Genomic DNA, 14,193 nt, shown 5'->3' with positions numbered 1-14,193 from the left:
CGGTTGTGCCCATGTGGCGGTTGCCGCAGGTTCAACGTGGCCGGGGCCGGGAGTAGGTGCCGGTTGTGCCCATGTGGCGGTAGCCGCAGGTTCAAGGCAGCCCCGCGCCCCTCCGACTCGCGCGATAGTTCCGGGACAGGACGTCCTGTGGCTGCGGCTGCGGCTGCGGCCGTGTCGGGGCCGTCGCGCCAACGCCGTGGTAGCCGCAGGTTCAACGCGGCCCCGCGCCCCCCGACTCGTTCACCGGGACGATCGTCTCCACGATCCGTTCCACCAGGGCATCCGGCACGGCCGTCCCCGGCAGTGCGCCCTCCAGCACGCCCGGCAGTGTCAGGTGTTCCAACAGCAGTCCCAGCATGGCCAGATAGAGCACCATGACCGTCTCGTCTCCGCCCGGCAGGGCCGCCTCGCGGTGGAACCGCATGCCGTCCTCCAGGTCTGCCCGGACCGACTTGGTGTAGGAGGCTCGTAGTTCGGGGCGGCGGGTGGCTTCCAGGCGCATTTCCAGGAGGGCCAGATAGCCCGTCCGGTCGTGGGTCGCGCGGGCCGTCAGGTCGTGCATGAGGGCCTTGACCAGCGAGCGGTCCTTCGGTCGCGTCAGCAGGTCGGCCACGACGTCGGGATCCGGCGCGAGGCGCACGTGGAGACGGGCGTCGATCTGGCGGAGCAGGTCGTCGCGGCCGGTGAAGTAGTTCGAGGACGTGCCCACCGGCACCCCGGCCTCGGTGTCGACCGCGCGGAACGTCAGCCCGCGCGCCCCCTCGCGGGCGAGTACCTCGACCCCCGCGTCCACGAGCGCGGCCCGGCGCTCCGGATTGCTGGCCATGCGGAATCTCCCCTCCCAGTTGCGTCCGGTCCGAAAATACACTTGCAACCACTACAAGTGAAGCACTACAACTGACGTGGTTCACACGCCGGAGCGCAGCTTACGAAAAGAGACCCGCTTGCGAAAGCTCACGTACTTCGTCGCCTGTTCGATCGACGGCTTCATCGGAGACCCGGACGGTGACGCGTCGTTCATGTACGCGTTCCTCGACGAGGAGTTCCTCGCGTACCTCACGAGCCAGTACCCGGAGACCATCGCGACCCCCGGCCGCAGAGGCCTCGGCATCCACGACCTGGAGAACAAGAGGTTCGACACGGTCATCCAGGGCCGCGGCAGCTACGAGGTGGGGCTGAAGGAGGGCATCACCAGCCCGTACTCCCACCTGCGCGAATATGTCGCCTCGCGCACGCTCGCCGAGTCGCCCGACCCGCACGTCGAGATCATCGCCGACGACCTGGTCGGCAGGGTACGCGAACTGAAGGCGGAGGAAGGCGAGTTGGGCATCTATCTGTGCGGCGGTTCCCAACTCGCCGGCGAACTGCGCGACGAGATCGACGAACTCGTCATCAAGACCTACCCGGTCGCACTCGGCAGCGGCATGCCGATGTTCGCCGCCGACTTCTCCGTCACCGGGTTCGCGCTCGACGAGGTCCGCCCGTTCGACAACGGCGTCCTGGTGCGGACGTACAGCAGGAAGCACTGACCGCGAAGCCCCGGCAAGCCGGGCACCGACGGCGGGAAGCGCCCGCGGCCCCCTCGCTCTACCCTGAAGGCATGGACAGCGACGAACACGTCTGTCCCGTCTGCGGGCAGCCGGTCCAGACAGTCGTACGGCGTCACAAGACGCTGGGTGCGTGGGTCCCCGTGTGGGTGGGCGGCCCGTGCCACAACCCCGAGTGCGAGGCGAACCCCGACCGGGTCACCGAGCCCCACAAGGCCACCGAGCCCCACAAGGTCACCGAGCCCGACAAGGTCACCGAGTCGGGCGAGGACCACGGTGGTGCCCCCGCCGGAAAAAGTTCCTGAATCCGTGTCGAGAATCCGTCCCCGGCTCCGACGTCCCCCGTGAGAGCCGCCCGCACGGGGCGACCGAAGCCGAAGGAGCGGAATCATGAAGTACCTGGTCATGGTGCAGGGAACGCAGACCGACTACGAAGCGATGCGCGGCAAGGGCTCCGAGCACTCCCCGGCCTGGAGCGAGCAGGAGATCCAGACGATGTACGCGTTCATGAGCGCCATCAACGACGACCTGTCCGAGACCGGCGAGATGCTCGACGGCCAGGGACTCGCCGAGCCCGCGAAGGTCCGGCACGTCAGCCGGGACGCGGACGGCAAGGCCGTGATCACCGACGGGCCCTACAGCGAGACCAAGGAGCTGCTGTGCGGCTACTGGGTGCTGGAGTGCGAGAGCCTGGAGCGCGTCACGGAGATCGCCGAGCGCATCGCCCAGTGCCCCCAGCCCGCCGGCGCCCCCGAGTACCCGGTGGTGATCCGGCCCATCCTGGACGGCGCCGGGGACATCTGAGGGCCGTGCGAGGAGCCACCGGGACCGAGGACCTGCTGCGCCTGCACGCGCCGCAGGTCCTCGGCGCGCTGGTCAGGCGGTACGGCCATTTCGACGCCGCCGAGGACGCCGTACAGGAGGCACTGCTCGCCGCGGCCGGGCAGTGGCCGTCGGCGGGGGTGCCCGACAATCCACGGGGGTGGCTCATCAAGGTGGCCTCGCGGCGGCTGACCGACGCGCTGCGCGCGGAGGAGGCCCGGCGGGCGCGGGAGGAGCGGGCGGCGGCGCTGAGCGTGCGGGACACGGCCGTCGCCGACCGTGCGCCGCGCGAGGACGACACCCTGTCCCTGCTGTTCCTGTGCTGCCATCCGCAGCTCACCGCGTCCGCGCAGATCGCGCTCACCCTGCGCGCGGTCGGCGGTCTGACCACGGCGGAGATCGCCCGGGCGTATCTCGTCCCCGAGGCGACCATGGCCCAGCGCATCAGCCGGGCCAAACAGAAGGTGCGGGGCGTCGGCTTCGGCCGGCCCGAGAACTGGGAGGAGCGGCTGCCCGCCGTCCTGCAGACCCTCTACCTGATCTTCAACGAGGGCCATACGGCGACCTCTGGCCCGGCCCTCCAGCGGCGCGACCTCGCGGGCGAGGCGATCCGGCTGACCCGCACGGTCCACCGTCTCCTGCCCGACGACTGCGAGGTCGCGGGCCTGCTCGCCCTGATGCTCCTCACCGACGCCCGCCGCGACGCCCGCACCGGCCCGGACGGCGACCTCGTTCCCCTGGACGAACAGGACCGTGCCCGCTGGGACAAGGCGGCGATCGAGGAGGGCGTCGCGCTGGTCACCCGGGCGCTGGCCCGCCGCCATGCCGGGCCCTACCAGATCCGCGCGGCCATCGCCGCCGTACACGACGAGGCGCCCTCGCCGGAGGCGACCGACTGGCGGGAGATCCTCGGCCTGTACGACGTTCTGGTACGGCTCGTTCCCGGGCCCGTGGAGCGACTGAACCGGGCGGTCGCCGTCGCCATGGTCCGCGGACCGGAGGCGGGACTCGCGGAACTGGACACGCTCACCGGAGAGTTGGGGCACCGCCTGGACGCCGTACGCGGGCATCTGCTGGAGCGGGCCGGTTGCCGCGAGCAGGCCCGCGCCGCGTACGAGTCGGCGGCGGCCAAGACCCTGAGCCTGCCCGAGCAGCGCTATCTGCAGGGGCGGGCGGCCCGGCTGAGGCCCTAACGTGGGCCCCATGTCCACGACACCCATCCTGCACCTCACGGAACGCTCTCTGTGGGAGGAAGCGCGCGCCCGGGGCGCGTACGAGATGTCCACGCGCGGCCGCACCCTCCAGGAGGAGGGGTTCATCCACTGCTCGACGCGCGAGCAACTGCCCGCCGTAGCCGCCTTCCTGTACGGCTCCTACGACGGCCCCGACGAACTGGTGCTCCTCGTCATCGACCCCGCGCGGCTGGCCGTACCGCTGAAGTACGAGGCCCCCGAGCCCGGTGCCGAGGAGTTCCCGCACATCTACGGGCCGATCCCGGTGGAGGCGGTCGTCGACGTGGAACCGTGGGGGTGAGCGGTCGCCGTCGCTTGTGGGGCCGGGTCCTGTCGGTGTGGGCGGCTCTCGTGGTGGCAGCGGGTGGGCTGACGCTCTGGCTCCAGGACTCGGACGAGCCGTCGGGGCCGTACGTCTTGGAGCGGGCGACTCCTACGCCCTCGCTCCCGGAGGGGTGGCAGACGGCGTGCTCCCGTTCCTCCCCCGACGAGAAGGGCCGTACCCTCTGCTTCTTCAGGACCCGCTAGGCAGTCCGCCCGTCTCCGGGTCCCGGCCCGTCAGGCAGTAGGTGCCGCCCGCCGGGTCCCTCATCACCGTCCAGCGGCTGCCTTCGGCGACGAACTCGGCGCCCAGGCGCTCGTGTTCGGCCCGTGTCGCAGCGATGTCCGCGCAGGCGAGGTCCAGATGGGCGGAGGCGGGGCGTTCCTCGTCGAGGCGCTGGAGGAGGATGCGGACCGGGAGACCGGCCGGCGGCTTGAGCACATGGAATTCGGGCAGCGAGCCGGCCAGGGACTCCCAGTCGGGCAACAGGGCGGCCCAGAAGGCGACTTCGGCGTCGTGGAGGGAGGGCGGGATGTCGAGGCAGACCTGGTCGAGGCGGGTGCCGCGGAACACCGGCGGGCGGGTCGACTGCCCGCGCCAGGGATCGGTGCAGAACAGCTGGCCGGCGGGGGAGCGGAGCACGACCAACGTGCCCTGATCGGCGACCACATGCGCGCCGAGCGCCTCCGCCGCCTTCGCGAACTTCCGTACGTCGTCGACGCAGAAGTCGAGATGAGCACCGCCGGGCCCGGAGGCGACGGCCTGGACCTTGACGCAGGCGTCGGCCCCGCCGGGCGGCACCAGGGTCACGAACTCCCGCCGCTCGCCCCGGGGGTCGGACAACCGAGTGCCGGTGGCGCCGGTCCAGAAGTCGCAGGCCTGGGCGAATCGTGGCACGGGCCGGTCAACGAAGGCGTACGTCCAGCGGGTAGTCATGCCGTGATCGTAGGCGCGCTACTTCCGCGCTTCCATGAACCGCAGCATGTTCCCCGCCGGATCCCGAAAAGCACAGTCCCGCACTCCGTACGGCATGTCGGTGGGCTCCTGGATCACCTCCGCTCCCGATTCCCGCACCCGGGCGAACAACGCGTCGCAGTCGGACGTGGTGAAGTTGACCCCTCGCAGCAGCCCCTTGGCCAGCAACCGGGCCATGGCCTCCTTGTCCGCGGGGGAGGCGTCGGGGTCGGCGGCGGGCGGTTCCAGCACGATGTCCACGTCCGGCTGGAGCGGCGAGCCGACCGTCACCCAGCGCATGCCCTCGTACCCGACGTCACCGCGCACCTCCATGCCCAGGACGTCCCGGTAGAACGCGATCGCCTTGTCGTGGTCGTCCACGGCGATGAAGCAGTTCTTGAGTCTGATGTCCATGGGTTCACGGTAGGCCCTGCCCGGCGGATCACGCCTGCGTCGCGGGTCGGGCACGCACTCCCCTGCGAGCGAGGCCGAGTGTGGGGAGGCCGTGTGAAGTCGGCCTGATCCGCCGGACAGGCCCTAGGCCCGTCGGGGCCGGGTGTGCCTGCGGACCACGCACGGAGGGATTCCGGCGATCTCCTCGTGGGAGCGGGCGCGGTACGCGCTCGGGGTCTCGCCCACCAGTTCCGTGAAGCGCGAGCTGAAGGAGCCGAGGGACGTACACCCCACGGCCATGCAGACCTCGGTGACGGACAGGTCGCCGCGGCGCAGCAGCGCCTTCGCGCGCTCGATGCGCCGGGTCATGAGATAGCCGTACGGCGTCTCGCCGAACTCGGCGCGGAAACTGCGCTGGAAGTGGCCCGGTGACATCAGCGCGGTGCGGGCGAGCGCGGTCACGTCGAGTGGCTCGGTGTACTCGCGGTCCATCCGGTCCCGCGCCTGCCGCAGCCGCACCAGGTCCTCGATGCTCACCATCACGCCAGCATCGCACGACGCTCACGAGCTGGGCGCGTGGACCTGGAACGCGCTTTGCCTCGCGTTCGCCTGCCGTACGGAAGCGCTTGCTCCCATGGGAGGCATGGACCACATCACGTTCCTCGTGGCGGTCGTCATCGTCACGGCCCTGGCCTTCGACTTCACCAACGGATTCCACGACACGGCCAACGCGATGGCGACGTCCATCGCGACCGGTGCACTGAAACCCAGGACCGCGGTCCTGGTGAGCGGCGTCCTGAACGTCGTCGGCGCCTTCCTGTCGACCGAGGTCGCCAAGACGATCTCCGGCGGCATCGTGGACGACTCCCTCGTCTCACCGGGGATGATCTTCGCGGGGCTGGTCGGAGCGATTCTGTGGAACCTGCTGACCTGGCTGGTCGGCCTGCCGTCGAGCTCGTCGCACGCCCTGTTCGGCGGACTCATCGGCGCGGTGTGGGTCGGTGCCGGCTCGCACGGCGTGCACTTCGACAAGGTGGTCGAGAAGATCCTGATCCCCGCGGTGGCCTCGCCGGTGGTGGCCGGTGTGGCGGCGCTGATCGCCACCTACCTCGCCTACAAGCTCACCGCCCGTGCCCGCAAGGACTCGGTGACCACGGGTTTCCGGCTCGGCCAGATCGCCTCCGCGTCCCTCGTCTCCCTCGCGCACGGCACCAACGACGCCCAGAAGACCATGGGCGTCATCACGCTGACCCTCATCTCGGCGGGCGCGCTCGGCCACGACGCCGGTCCGCCGGTCTGGGTCATCGCCTCCGCCGGTCTCGCGATCGGCCTCGGCACCTACCTCGGCGGCTGGCGGATCATCCGCACCATGGGCAAGGGCCTCACCGAGATCCAGTCCCCGCAGGGCTTCGCCGCGGAGACCGCGTCCACGACGGTCATCCTGACCTCCGCCCACCTCGGTTTCGCCCTGTCGACCACGCAGGTCGCCTCGGGCAGCATCCTGGGCGCGGGCCTCGGCCGGAAGCTGGCGGAGGTCCGCTGGGGCATCGCCGGGCGCATGGTCGCGGCCTGGCTGATCACCCTGCCGGCGGCCGCACTGGTCGGCGGCGTCTCCGCGAGCGCCGTGAAGCACGGCGGCAACTTCGGCACGGTCGTCGTCGCACTGGTCGGTGCCGCCGTCGCCGCGGGCATCGTGCTGCTCGCGCGCCGCAACCCGGTCGGCGCGCACAACGTCAACGACGCCCACGAGGTCACCCTCCGCACCGAGCCGCCGGCCCGCGTCGGTACGGCCGCCTGACCCCTCAGGAGTTCCTGTCATGAGCATCGACTGGACCGCACTCGGCCAGGTCACCGCGGTGAGCGTCGGCGTCACCGTCGCCGTGGTCGTCGTCTTCGCCCTCGGTGTCCTGGGCCTCGCCCGCTTCGAAGGGGCGAGGGAGGATGGCGGTGGTGGCACCTCCACACTCGGCATCGCCCAGGCCGGCCTGTGCTTCCTCGCCTGCGCGGCGGTGGTGGCGTACGGCATCTATCTGATCGTGCCGCAGTTCCACTGATCCACCGAGACGAGAGGGGAGCAACGATGACGCCCCTGCTGACCGACCTGAAGGTCGACTACACCGACCCCGACGACCCCGTCCTCATCCGCCCGGACGGCAGCCCGATCGACACCTGGCGGGAGAACTACCCCTACGCGCACCGCATGGAGCGCAAGGAGTACGACTGGCACAAGCGGCTCCAGCAGATCGAACTGCTGAAGCTGCAGAGCTGGATCAAGGAGACCGGGCGCCGGCTCGTCATCGTCTTCGAGGGGCGGGACGCGGCCGGCAAGGGCGGCACCATCAAGCGCTTCACGGAGCACCTGAACCCCCGTGGCGCGCGGGTGGTGGCGCTGGAGAAGCCCACCGAGCGCGAGCGCGGGCAGTGGTACTTCCAGCGGTACGTCGAACATCTGCCGACCGCGGGCGAGATCGTGCTGTTCGACCGGTCCTGGTACAACCGGGCCGGGGTGGAGCGGGTCATGGACTTCTGCACGGACGACGAGTACCGGCGCTTCATGCGGCAGGCCCCGCTGTTCGAGCGGATGCTCGTCGACGACGGCGTGGACCTGCTGAAATTCTGGTTCTCGGTCTCCCAGGGTGAGCAGCGCACCCGCTTCACCATCCGTCAGATCGACCCCGTACGGCAGTGGAAGCTCAGCCCCATGGACCTCGCGTCCCTGGACCTCTGGGACGACTACACGGCCGCCAAGGTCGCCATGTTCCGTGAGACGGACACCCAGTTCGCGCCCTGGACGGTGGTCAAGAGCAACGACAAGAAGCGGGCCCGCGTCGAGGCCATGCGCAGTGTGCTGGCCCGCTTCGACTACTCCGACAAGGACGACGAGGTGGTCGGCATGCCGGATCCGCGGATCGTGGGCGCGGCGGCGGGACTGCTGGAGGCGGGCGAGGACTAGGAGGCGTTGCGGGCCGAGTGCCGGAGCACACAGAGGGCGATCGCGCCTGAGTACCCGTACTCAGGCCGGTAGCGGCGCTCGGCTCTGGCGGGGGCGGCGCGGGTTTTCCATGATGCAACCCACCCGCGTCGAAAGAGGTGCTCATGGTTCGTGACCTGCAGTTGCGCACAGCCACTTCGGAGGATCTCGACTGGATCCACGAACTGCGTCACCGGGTCTACGCACAGGAGTTGGGCCAGCACCCGCCGGATCCGGCCGGGCGGCTGAGCGACGGTCTCGACGGTGACAACGTCTACCTCGTCGCGGCGCGCGGAACGGCCCGCATCGGCTTCGTCAGCCTCACTCCGCCGTGGCTGGGGCGGTTCGGGCTGGACAAGTACCTGACCCGCGACGAACTGCCGGCGCTCGCCGGCCACGACGTGTTCGAGGTGCGCATCCTCACCGTCGAGCCGCGCTGGCGCACCACCTCGGCGGCACCCCTGCTGATGTACGCGGCGCTGCGCTGGATCGCCTCCCGGGGCGGCCGCCGGGTGGTGGCGATGGGGCGTACGGAAGTGCTCGACCTGTACCGGGCCGTCGGTCTGCGCCCGGTCGGCCGTACCGTCCGCAGCGGGGCGGTGACGTTCGAGGTGCTGACCGGCGAGGTGCCCGAGCTGACGAGGCGGGCGAGGGAGCGCTACGGCAGCGCGCTGGAGCGGTTGCGGTCCGTGGTGGACTGGCGGCTCGACATGCCGTTCGCGCCCCGGCCGGACGGCTGCGAGCACGGCGGTGCCTCGTTCACCGCCATCGGCACGGACTTCCGCACCCTGCACCGGCGGCACGACATCGTCATGGCCGATGTGCTGGACGCCTGGTTCCCGCCGGCCCCCGGAGTGCGGGCGGCCCTCGCGGACGACCCGGACTGGGCCGCCCGCACCTCGCCGCCGTCCGGCGCCGAGGGCATGTCGGCGGAGATCGCCGCGGCCCGGCGGCTGCCGCAGGACGCCCTGGCGGTGGGCGCCGGTTCGTCCGACCTGATCTTCCGGGCGTTCGGCCGCCGGCTGACCCCGCAGAGCCGGGTACTGCTGACCGACCCGTGCTACGGCGAGTACGCCCACGTCACGGAGCGGGTGATCGGATGCCGGGTGGACCGGTTCCCGCTGCGGCGCGAGGACGGCTGGCGGATCGATCCGGACCGGCTGTCCGCGGCTGTCCGCTCCGGCCGCTACGACCTCGTGGTGGTCGTCAACCCGAACAACCCGACAGGGCGGCACGCGCCGGCGTCCGGGCTGCGCGCAGTGATCGAGGCCGCGCCGGACCGTACGCACTGGTGGATCGACGAGGCGTACCTGGGCTACGTCGGCCTGGACGAGTCGCTCGCCGGCCTCGCCGCGACGGACCCGCGGGTGACCGTCTGCACCTCGCTGTCGAAGATGTACGCGCTGTCCGGCATGCGAGCCGCGTACGCGGTGGCCGAACCGGCCACGGCGGCGGAACTGCGCCGATGGACTCCGCCCTGGCCGGTCAGTCTGCCGGCACAGCTGGCCGCCGTGGCGGCGCTGCGCGATCCGGAGTACTACCGCGAGCGCTGGCACGCCACGCACGCCCTGCGTCGGCGGCTTGCGGCGGACCTGGCCGGGTCGGCGCAGAGCGTGACGGTCGAGGAGTCCGTGGCGAACTTCCTCTCCGTCACGCTGCCGCCGGACGGACCGAGTGCCGCCCAGCTGGTGGCCGAGTGCCGCCGCCACGGTGTGTACCTGCGCGACCTGTCGCCGTTGTCGCCGCGGTACGAGGGGCGCACCGTGCGCATCGCGGTCCGGGACACCGCGGAGAACGCGCGCATCGTGGCGGCGTGCCGGGCCGCCCTGGACGTCCTGCGGCCGACCCCCGCCACGGCAGCCGCTCGGTGATCACCGTGGCCTCGCTGGCGCCCTGGCTCGGTGGGGCGCTGGCCCTGGGCGGTGTCGCGGTGGCGGCCTCCCGGCGCCGCGAGCTGATCATCCGGTGGTGCGCCTGGGCGGTAGGGGTGCCGCTGGTCACCGGGGCGTTCTGGTGGGGCGAGCCGGGTACCGCGGCCGTCGCCGTCGTGGTCGGGGTGATCGCGGTGCTGGAGTTCGGCGGGCTGATGCTGCTGGGCCCGGTGGACCGCGCGGTGCTGGCCGCGGCGGTGGCGGGTGTGGTGCTGACCGCCTGGCTGGCGCCCGGCGAGGTGCTTCGGGCGCTGGCGGTCGGGGCGCTCGCGGTGGCCGCGGTGCCGTTGGTGACCGGCGACGCCGACCATGGTCTGCGGCGGCTCGGCGCCGGCTTGCTCGGGCTGGCCTGGCTGAGTGTGCTGGCCGCGCTGGTGCCGCTCGGGGCGAGCGCGCTGGCGTTGTTCGTGGCGGTCTCGGTCGCCGACATCGCGGCGTACTTCGCCGGACGACGGCTGGGTGGGCCGCGGTTGTCGCCGCTGTCACCGGCCAAGCGGTGGAGCGGGGCCCTGGCCGGGGCCGCGGCCGGGGTCTGCGTGCTGGCCGTGCTGTCCGCGCTGACCTTGCCGATGGCGATCGCGGTGGCGGTCGGCGGACCCGCCGGGGACCTGCTGGAATCCATGATCAAAAGAGGTGCGCAGGTCAAGGACGCCGGCCACTGGCTACCCGGATCCGGCGGCCTGCTGGACCGGATCGACTCGCTGCTCATCGCACTGGCCGTGCTGCTCGTCCTTAGCTGACGTCCTACGCGGAAGGGGCTCGGCTTACGCGGAAGGGGCTCGGCCGGTATCAGCCGGCCGAGCCCCTTCCACGCGTTCGGCGACCTGAGGGTCAGGCCTTCTTGGTCTCCCAGAAGATCTTGTCGATCTGGGCGATGTAGTCCAGAGCCTTCTGACCGGTGGCCGGGTCGGTCGAGCCCTTGGCGGCCGAGAGGGCCTTGAGGGCGTCGTTGACCAGCTGGTGCAGCTCCGGGTACTTCTCGAAGTGCGGGGGCTTGAAGTAGTCGCTCCAGAGCACGGAAACGTGGTGCTTCGCGAGCTCGGCGCGCTGCTCCTTGATGACCGTGGCACGGGCCTGGAAGTGCGGGTCGTCGTTGGCGGCCATCTTCTCCTGCACGGCCTTCACCGACTCCGCCTCGATGCGGGCCTGGGCCGGGTCGTACACACCGCAGGGCAGGTCGCAGTGTGCGCTGACCTTGACCTTGGGGGCAAACAGGCGGGAAAGCATGGAGCATTCCTTCCTCGTGATCGTCTTCTCTGGTGCGACATTACTCCCTGGGAGAGGCGAAATCGCGGGTGCCCCCATGGGCTTAGGACAAAAGTCCGGGGTCAGACTGAGACTGGTGGATGAACGTACCGGGGAGGTGCCGGGGATGCCGGAGCTGTCGCAGGAGACCGAGCGGGAGAGGTCGTTGCTGCCCTTCGTGGGGGTGGCCGAGGTGACCGGGCCGTCGATGGTGCCCACGCTCCAGCACGGTGACCAGCTCGTCGTGCACTGGGGGGCCAGGATCGGTCCCGGTGACATCGTGGTCCTGCGGCATCCGTTCCAGCAGGACCTTCTCGTCGTCAAGCGGGCCGTCGAGCGGCGCGAGGGCGGCTGGTGGGTGCTCGGGGACAACGCGTTCGCGGGCGGCGACAGCACGGACTACGGCGTCGTCCCGGAGGAACTCGTGCTGGGCAAGGCCCGGCTGCGTTACCGGCCGCTCAAGCCGGGTCAGCGCTCGCCGCTGGCCGCCGTGCGCTGGGCGCTGTCCGCCGTGCGGCCCGTCTTCCCCGACCGGTCGGCCTCCAGGCGTTTGCGGGCCCGGTAGGCGGCCACGTTGGCGCGGGTGGCGCAGCGGTCGGAGCAGTAGCGCCGGGAGCGGTTGGTCGAGGTGTCCAGGTAGGCGTTGCGGCAGGGGGCCGCCTCGCACAGGCCCAGCCGGTCCACGCCGTACTCGGTGAGGTGGAACGCCAGGCCCATCGCCGCGATCGCCGCGTACCCGGCGGTGGCGTTGGACGGGTGGTCCGCCAGGTGCATGTGCCACAGCGGGCGGCCGTCGTCGTCGCGGAAGTCGTGCCCGGAGATCTGCGGGCTCACCGGGAACTCCAGCAGGAGCGAGTTCAGCAGGTCCACCGCGAGCGTCTCGTCGCCCTTGTCCGCCGCCTCGAAGACCGATCGCAGCCGGGCCCGGACCGAACGGAACCGGGTGACGTCGGCGTCGGTGGCGCGGCGGGCGCCCGTGCCGTAACCGCCGAACAGGTCGCGGACGGCCTCCACCGAGGTCAGTGAGTCCTTGCCGCGGGCCGGGTCCTCGCTGTTGACCAGACGTACGGCGTAGTCCGAGTAATAGGCCAGTTCCACTTGTAGTCCTTACGGAGGCGTTCTATCGTCGTGGCACGGTCGGGTAACAGCTGATCGTGCTTCCAGGGTATTACGACAGTGAGCGGACAGGGGGTTCCCATGACGACTGGTGTCGGCACCGACTGGCAGGCCTGGCAGGAGAGCTGGGACCGGCAGCAGGAGTGGTACATGCCGGACCGCGAGGAACGGTTCCGGGTGATGCTCGACATGGTCGAGGCCCTCGTCGGGCCCCGGCCGCGCGTCCTCGACCTCGCATGCGGCACGGGAAGTATCACGGCCAGGCTGCTCGCCCGGTTCCCGGACGCGACCAGCACCGGCGTGGACCTCGACCCGGCGCTCCTCGCCATCGCCGAGGGCACGTTCGCCGACGACGAGCGGGTCACCCTCGTGACGGCCGACCTCAAGGACCCCGACTGGCCCGCGAAGCTGCCCTACGACTCGTACGACGCCGTCCTGACCGCCACGGCCCTGCACTGGCTGCACAGCGAACCCCTCGCGGCCCTCTACGGCCGGATCGCGGAACTCGTCCGCGACGGCGGTGTCTTCATGAACGCGGACCACATGATCGACGAGGCCACGCCCCGGATCAACGCGGCCGAACGCGCGCAGCGTCACGCGCACATGGACCGGGCCAAGCGGGACGGCGCCCTCGACTGGGCCGAATGGTGGCAGGTCGCCGCCGAGGACCCCGTCCTCGCCGGGCCGACGGCGCGCCGCTTCGAGATCTACGGCGAGCACGCCGACGGGGACATGCCGTCCGCCGCGTGGCACGCACGCGTGCTGCGTGAGAAGGGCTTCGGGGAGGCCCGGCCGGTGTGGTGCTCGCCGTCGGACACGCTGCTGCTCGCGCTCAGGTAGGCGCCCATGCGAAAGGGGCGGTACGGGAATCCCGTACCGCCCCTTCGGCGTCGTACCGCTAGAGCACCTTCGACAGGAACGCCTGCGTGCGCTCGTGCTGAGGGTTCGTCAGGACCTCGCGGGGGTCGCCGGACTCCACCACCACGCCGTCGTCCATGAAGACCAGGCTGTCGCCGACCTCGCGGGCGAAGCCCATCTCGTGGGTGACGACGACCATCGTCATGCCGGACTCGGCGAGGTCGCGCATGACGTCGAGGACGTCACCGACCAGCTCCGGGTCGAGCGCCGAGGTCGGCTCGTCGAAGAGCATCAGCTTCGGGTCCATCGCGAGCGCCCGGGCGATCGCCACGCGCTGCTGCTGGCCGCCGGAGAGCTGGGCGGGGTAGCTGCCCGCCTTGTCGGCCAGGCCCACCTTCTCCAGGAGTTCCCGCGCGCGTTCCCGGGCCTGGGTCCGGCCCACGCCCTTGACCTGGACCGGTGCCTCCATGACGTTCTCGGCGGCCGTCATGTGCGGGAACAGGTTGAACCGCTGGAACACCATGCCGATGTCCCGGCGCTGCCGCGCGACCTCGCTGTCCTTGAGCTCGTACAGCTTGTCGCCCTTCTCGCGGTAGCCGACCAGCTCGCCGTCGACGTACAGCCGGCCGGCGTTGACCTTCTCCAGGTGGTTGATGCACCTGAGGAAGGTCGACTTGCCGGAGCCCGAGGGGCCGATGAGGCAGAAGACCTCGCCCTGCTTCACTTCCAGGTCGATGCCCTTGAGGACCTCCACCAGGCCGAAGGACTTGTGGACGCTCTCGGCCCTCACCATGGCGGTCAT

At 71.0% G+C, this 14,193-nt stretch carries 19 protein-coding genes; 12 read left to right on the top strand and 7 right to left on the bottom strand.

Annotated elements, in window-relative coordinates:
- Nucleotides 1-211: 211 nt before the first annotated feature.
- Nucleotides 212-826, bottom strand: a complete 615-nt coding sequence (locus M2157_RS16925; protein ID WP_280865646.1) for a TetR family transcriptional regulator — start codon at nucleotides 824-826, stop codon at nucleotides 212-214.
- A gap of 118 nt (nucleotides 827-944) precedes the next feature.
- On the opposite strand from M2157_RS16925, the gene M2157_RS16920 reads away from it, so the two are divergent.
- The 5 genes from M2157_RS16920 to M2157_RS16900 all read left to right on the top strand — a co-directional run bounded on the left by M2157_RS16920 (nucleotide 945) and on the right by M2157_RS16900 (nucleotide 3,902).
- Nucleotides 945-1,529, top strand: a complete 585-nt coding sequence (locus M2157_RS16920) for a dihydrofolate reductase family protein (protein ID WP_280862617.1) — start codon at nucleotides 945-947, stop codon at nucleotides 1,527-1,529.
- Between the two features lie 71 nt (nucleotides 1,530-1,600).
- Complete coding sequence (locus M2157_RS16915; protein WP_280862616.1) at nucleotides 1,601-1,852, top strand: hypothetical protein; 252 nt, start codon at nucleotides 1,601-1,603, stop codon at nucleotides 1,850-1,852.
- 85 nt (nucleotides 1,853-1,937) lie between these two features.
- The gene (locus tag M2157_RS16910) at nucleotides 1,938-2,351 is read left to right on the top strand and encodes a YciI family protein (RefSeq protein WP_280862615.1); all 414 of its coding nucleotides are present in this window, start codon (nucleotides 1,938-1,940) and stop codon (nucleotides 2,349-2,351) included.
- On the top strand, nucleotides 2,348-3,562 hold the full coding sequence (locus M2157_RS16905) for a sigma-70 family RNA polymerase sigma factor (RefSeq protein WP_280863789.1): 1,215 nt from the start codon (nucleotides 2,348-2,350) through the stop codon (nucleotides 3,560-3,562). The genes M2157_RS16910 and M2157_RS16905 overlap by 4 nt, the downstream gene beginning before the upstream one ends.
- Nucleotides 3,563-3,572: 10 nt before the next feature.
- Nucleotides 3,573-3,902, top strand: coding sequence for a DUF952 domain-containing protein (locus tag M2157_RS16900; RefSeq protein WP_280862614.1), 330 nt, complete (start codon nucleotides 3,573-3,575; stop codon nucleotides 3,900-3,902).
- A 213-nt stretch (nucleotides 3,903-4,115) separates the two neighbouring features.
- On the opposite strand, the gene M2157_RS16895 is transcribed toward M2157_RS16900, so the two are convergent.
- From M2157_RS16895 to M2157_RS16885, 3 genes are all read right to left on the bottom strand, one after another.
- Nucleotides 4,116-4,859 carry a VOC family protein gene (locus M2157_RS16895; protein ID WP_280862613.1) on the bottom strand — a complete coding sequence of 248 codons (744 nt, stop codon included), beginning with the start codon at nucleotides 4,857-4,859 and terminating at the stop codon, nucleotides 4,116-4,118.
- An 18-nt stretch (nucleotides 4,860-4,877) separates the two neighbouring features.
- Nucleotides 4,878-5,291, bottom strand: coding sequence for a VOC family protein (locus tag M2157_RS16890; protein ID WP_280862612.1), 414 nt, complete (start codon nucleotides 5,289-5,291; stop codon nucleotides 4,878-4,880).
- 123 nt (nucleotides 5,292-5,414) lie between these two features.
- Entirely contained in the window at nucleotides 5,415-5,810 is a 396-nt protein-coding gene (locus M2157_RS16885) for a helix-turn-helix transcriptional regulator (RefSeq protein WP_266522248.1), read from the bottom strand.
- 103 nt (nucleotides 5,811-5,913) lie between these two features.
- Between M2157_RS16885 and M2157_RS16880 the strand changes: the two genes are divergently transcribed.
- The 5 genes from M2157_RS16880 (at nucleotide 5,914) to M2157_RS16860 (ending at nucleotide 10,912) form a co-directional block, all read left to right on the top strand.
- Nucleotides 5,914-7,068: an inorganic phosphate transporter gene (locus M2157_RS16880; protein ID WP_280865645.1), complete on the top strand. Its 1,155-nt coding sequence runs from the start codon at nucleotides 5,914-5,916 to the stop codon at nucleotides 7,066-7,068.
- 19 nt (nucleotides 7,069-7,087) lie between these two features.
- Nucleotides 7,088-7,324 carry a hypothetical protein gene (locus M2157_RS16875; RefSeq protein WP_057612179.1) on the top strand — a complete coding sequence of 79 codons (237 nt, stop codon included), beginning with the start codon at nucleotides 7,088-7,090 and terminating at the stop codon, nucleotides 7,322-7,324.
- Nucleotides 7,325-7,350: 26 nt separating this feature from the next.
- Nucleotides 7,351-8,223 carry a polyphosphate kinase 2 gene (gene ppk2 / locus M2157_RS16870; protein WP_266559653.1) on the top strand — a complete coding sequence of 291 codons (873 nt, stop codon included), beginning with the start codon at nucleotides 7,351-7,353 and terminating at the stop codon, nucleotides 8,221-8,223.
- Between the two features lie 143 nt (nucleotides 8,224-8,366).
- Entirely contained in the window at nucleotides 8,367-10,112 is a 1,746-nt protein-coding gene (locus M2157_RS16865) for a histidinol-phosphate transaminase (RefSeq protein ID WP_280865644.1), read from the top strand.
- The gene (locus tag M2157_RS16860) at nucleotides 10,109-10,912 is read left to right on the top strand and encodes a phosphatidate cytidylyltransferase (RefSeq protein WP_280868216.1); all 804 of its coding nucleotides are present in this window, start codon (nucleotides 10,109-10,111) and stop codon (nucleotides 10,910-10,912) included. The genes M2157_RS16865 and M2157_RS16860 overlap by 4 nt, the downstream gene beginning before the upstream one ends.
- 91 nt (nucleotides 10,913-11,003) lie before the next feature.
- Here the strand turns inward: M2157_RS16860 and sodN are convergent, their stop codons facing one another.
- Nucleotides 11,004-11,399, bottom strand: coding sequence for a superoxide dismutase, Ni (gene sodN, locus M2157_RS16855; RefSeq protein ID WP_007491258.1), 396 nt, complete (start codon nucleotides 11,397-11,399; stop codon nucleotides 11,004-11,006).
- Nucleotides 11,400-11,544: 145 nt separating this feature from the next.
- Here sodN and sodX point away from each other — a divergent pair, with 145 nt between their 5' ends.
- Nucleotides 11,545-11,982, top strand: coding sequence for a nickel-type superoxide dismutase maturation protease (gene sodX / locus M2157_RS16850; RefSeq protein ID WP_280863788.1), 438 nt, complete (start codon nucleotides 11,545-11,547; stop codon nucleotides 11,980-11,982).
- Here the strand turns inward: sodX and M2157_RS16845 are convergent.
- A complete protein-coding gene (locus M2157_RS16845; RefSeq protein WP_280862610.1) occupies nucleotides 11,886-12,515 on the bottom strand; it encodes a CGNR zinc finger domain-containing protein in 630 nt (209 codons plus the stop codon). The two genes, sodX and M2157_RS16845, sit on opposite strands and share 97 nt — an antisense overlap.
- A gap of 99 nt (nucleotides 12,516-12,614) precedes the next feature.
- Between M2157_RS16845 and M2157_RS16840 the strand changes: the two genes are divergently transcribed.
- Nucleotides 12,615-13,373, top strand: a complete 759-nt coding sequence (locus tag M2157_RS16840; protein ID WP_280865643.1) for a class I SAM-dependent methyltransferase — start codon at nucleotides 12,615-12,617, stop codon at nucleotides 13,371-13,373.
- A 58-nt stretch (nucleotides 13,374-13,431) separates the two neighbouring features.
- On the opposite strand, the gene M2157_RS16835 is transcribed toward M2157_RS16840, so the two are convergent.
- The gene (locus M2157_RS16835) at nucleotides 13,432-14,193 is read right to left on the bottom strand and encodes an amino acid ABC transporter ATP-binding protein (RefSeq protein WP_280862608.1); all 762 of its coding nucleotides are present in this window, start codon (nucleotides 14,191-14,193) and stop codon (nucleotides 13,432-13,434) included.

The organism is Streptomyces sp. SAI-127 (assembly GCF_029894425.1).
GTDB lineage: Bacteria > Actinomycetota > Actinomycetes > Streptomycetales > Streptomycetaceae > Streptomyces.
The sequence above is the reverse complement of the archived record's forward strand: the minus strand, read 5'-3'. Positions and strand labels throughout refer to the sequence as shown.

Bases quoted from the DNA above. Each gene is read 5' to 3' on its own strand.
- M2157_RS16840 (WP_280865643.1), top strand. From the start codon at position 12,615: ATGACGACTGGTGTCGGCACCGACTGGCAGGCCTGGCAGGAGAGCTGG.
- M2157_RS16900 (WP_280862614.1), top strand. From the start codon at position 3,573: ATGTCCACGACACCCATCCTGCACCTCACGGAACGCTCTCTGTGGGAG.
- M2157_RS16885 (WP_266522248.1), bottom strand. From the start codon at position 5,810: ATGGTGAGCATCGAGGACCTGGTGCGGCTGCGGCAGGCGCGGGACCGG.
- M2157_RS16835 (WP_280862608.1), bottom strand. From the start codon at position 14,193: ATGACCGCCATGGTGAGGGCCGAGAGCGTCCACAAGTCCTTCGGCCTG.
- M2157_RS16890 (WP_280862612.1), bottom strand. From the start codon at position 5,291: ATGGACATCAGACTCAAGAACTGCTTCATCGCCGTGGACGACCACGAC.
- M2157_RS16880 (WP_280865645.1), top strand. From the start codon at position 5,914: ATGGACCACATCACGTTCCTCGTGGCGGTCGTCATCGTCACGGCCCTG.
- sodN (WP_007491258.1), bottom strand. From the start codon at position 11,399: ATGCTTTCCCGCCTGTTTGCCCCCAAGGTCAAGGTCAGCGCACACTGC.
- sodX (WP_280863788.1), top strand. From the start codon at position 11,545: ATGCCGGAGCTGTCGCAGGAGACCGAGCGGGAGAGGTCGTTGCTGCCC.
- M2157_RS16915 (WP_280862616.1), top strand. From the start codon at position 1,601: ATGGACAGCGACGAACACGTCTGTCCCGTCTGCGGGCAGCCGGTCCAG.
- M2157_RS16910 (WP_280862615.1), top strand. From the start codon at position 1,938: ATGAAGTACCTGGTCATGGTGCAGGGAACGCAGACCGACTACGAAGCG.
- M2157_RS16925 (WP_280865646.1), bottom strand. From the start codon at position 826: ATGGCCAGCAATCCGGAGCGCCGGGCCGCGCTCGTGGACGCGGGGGTC.
- M2157_RS16895 (WP_280862613.1), bottom strand. From the start codon at position 4,859: ATGACTACCCGCTGGACGTACGCCTTCGTTGACCGGCCCGTGCCACGA.
- ppk2 (WP_266559653.1), top strand. From the start codon at position 7,351: ATGACGCCCCTGCTGACCGACCTGAAGGTCGACTACACCGACCCCGAC.
- M2157_RS16875 (WP_057612179.1), top strand. From the start codon at position 7,088: ATGAGCATCGACTGGACCGCACTCGGCCAGGTCACCGCGGTGAGCGTC.
- M2157_RS16865 (WP_280865644.1), top strand. From the start codon at position 8,367: ATGGTTCGTGACCTGCAGTTGCGCACAGCCACTTCGGAGGATCTCGAC.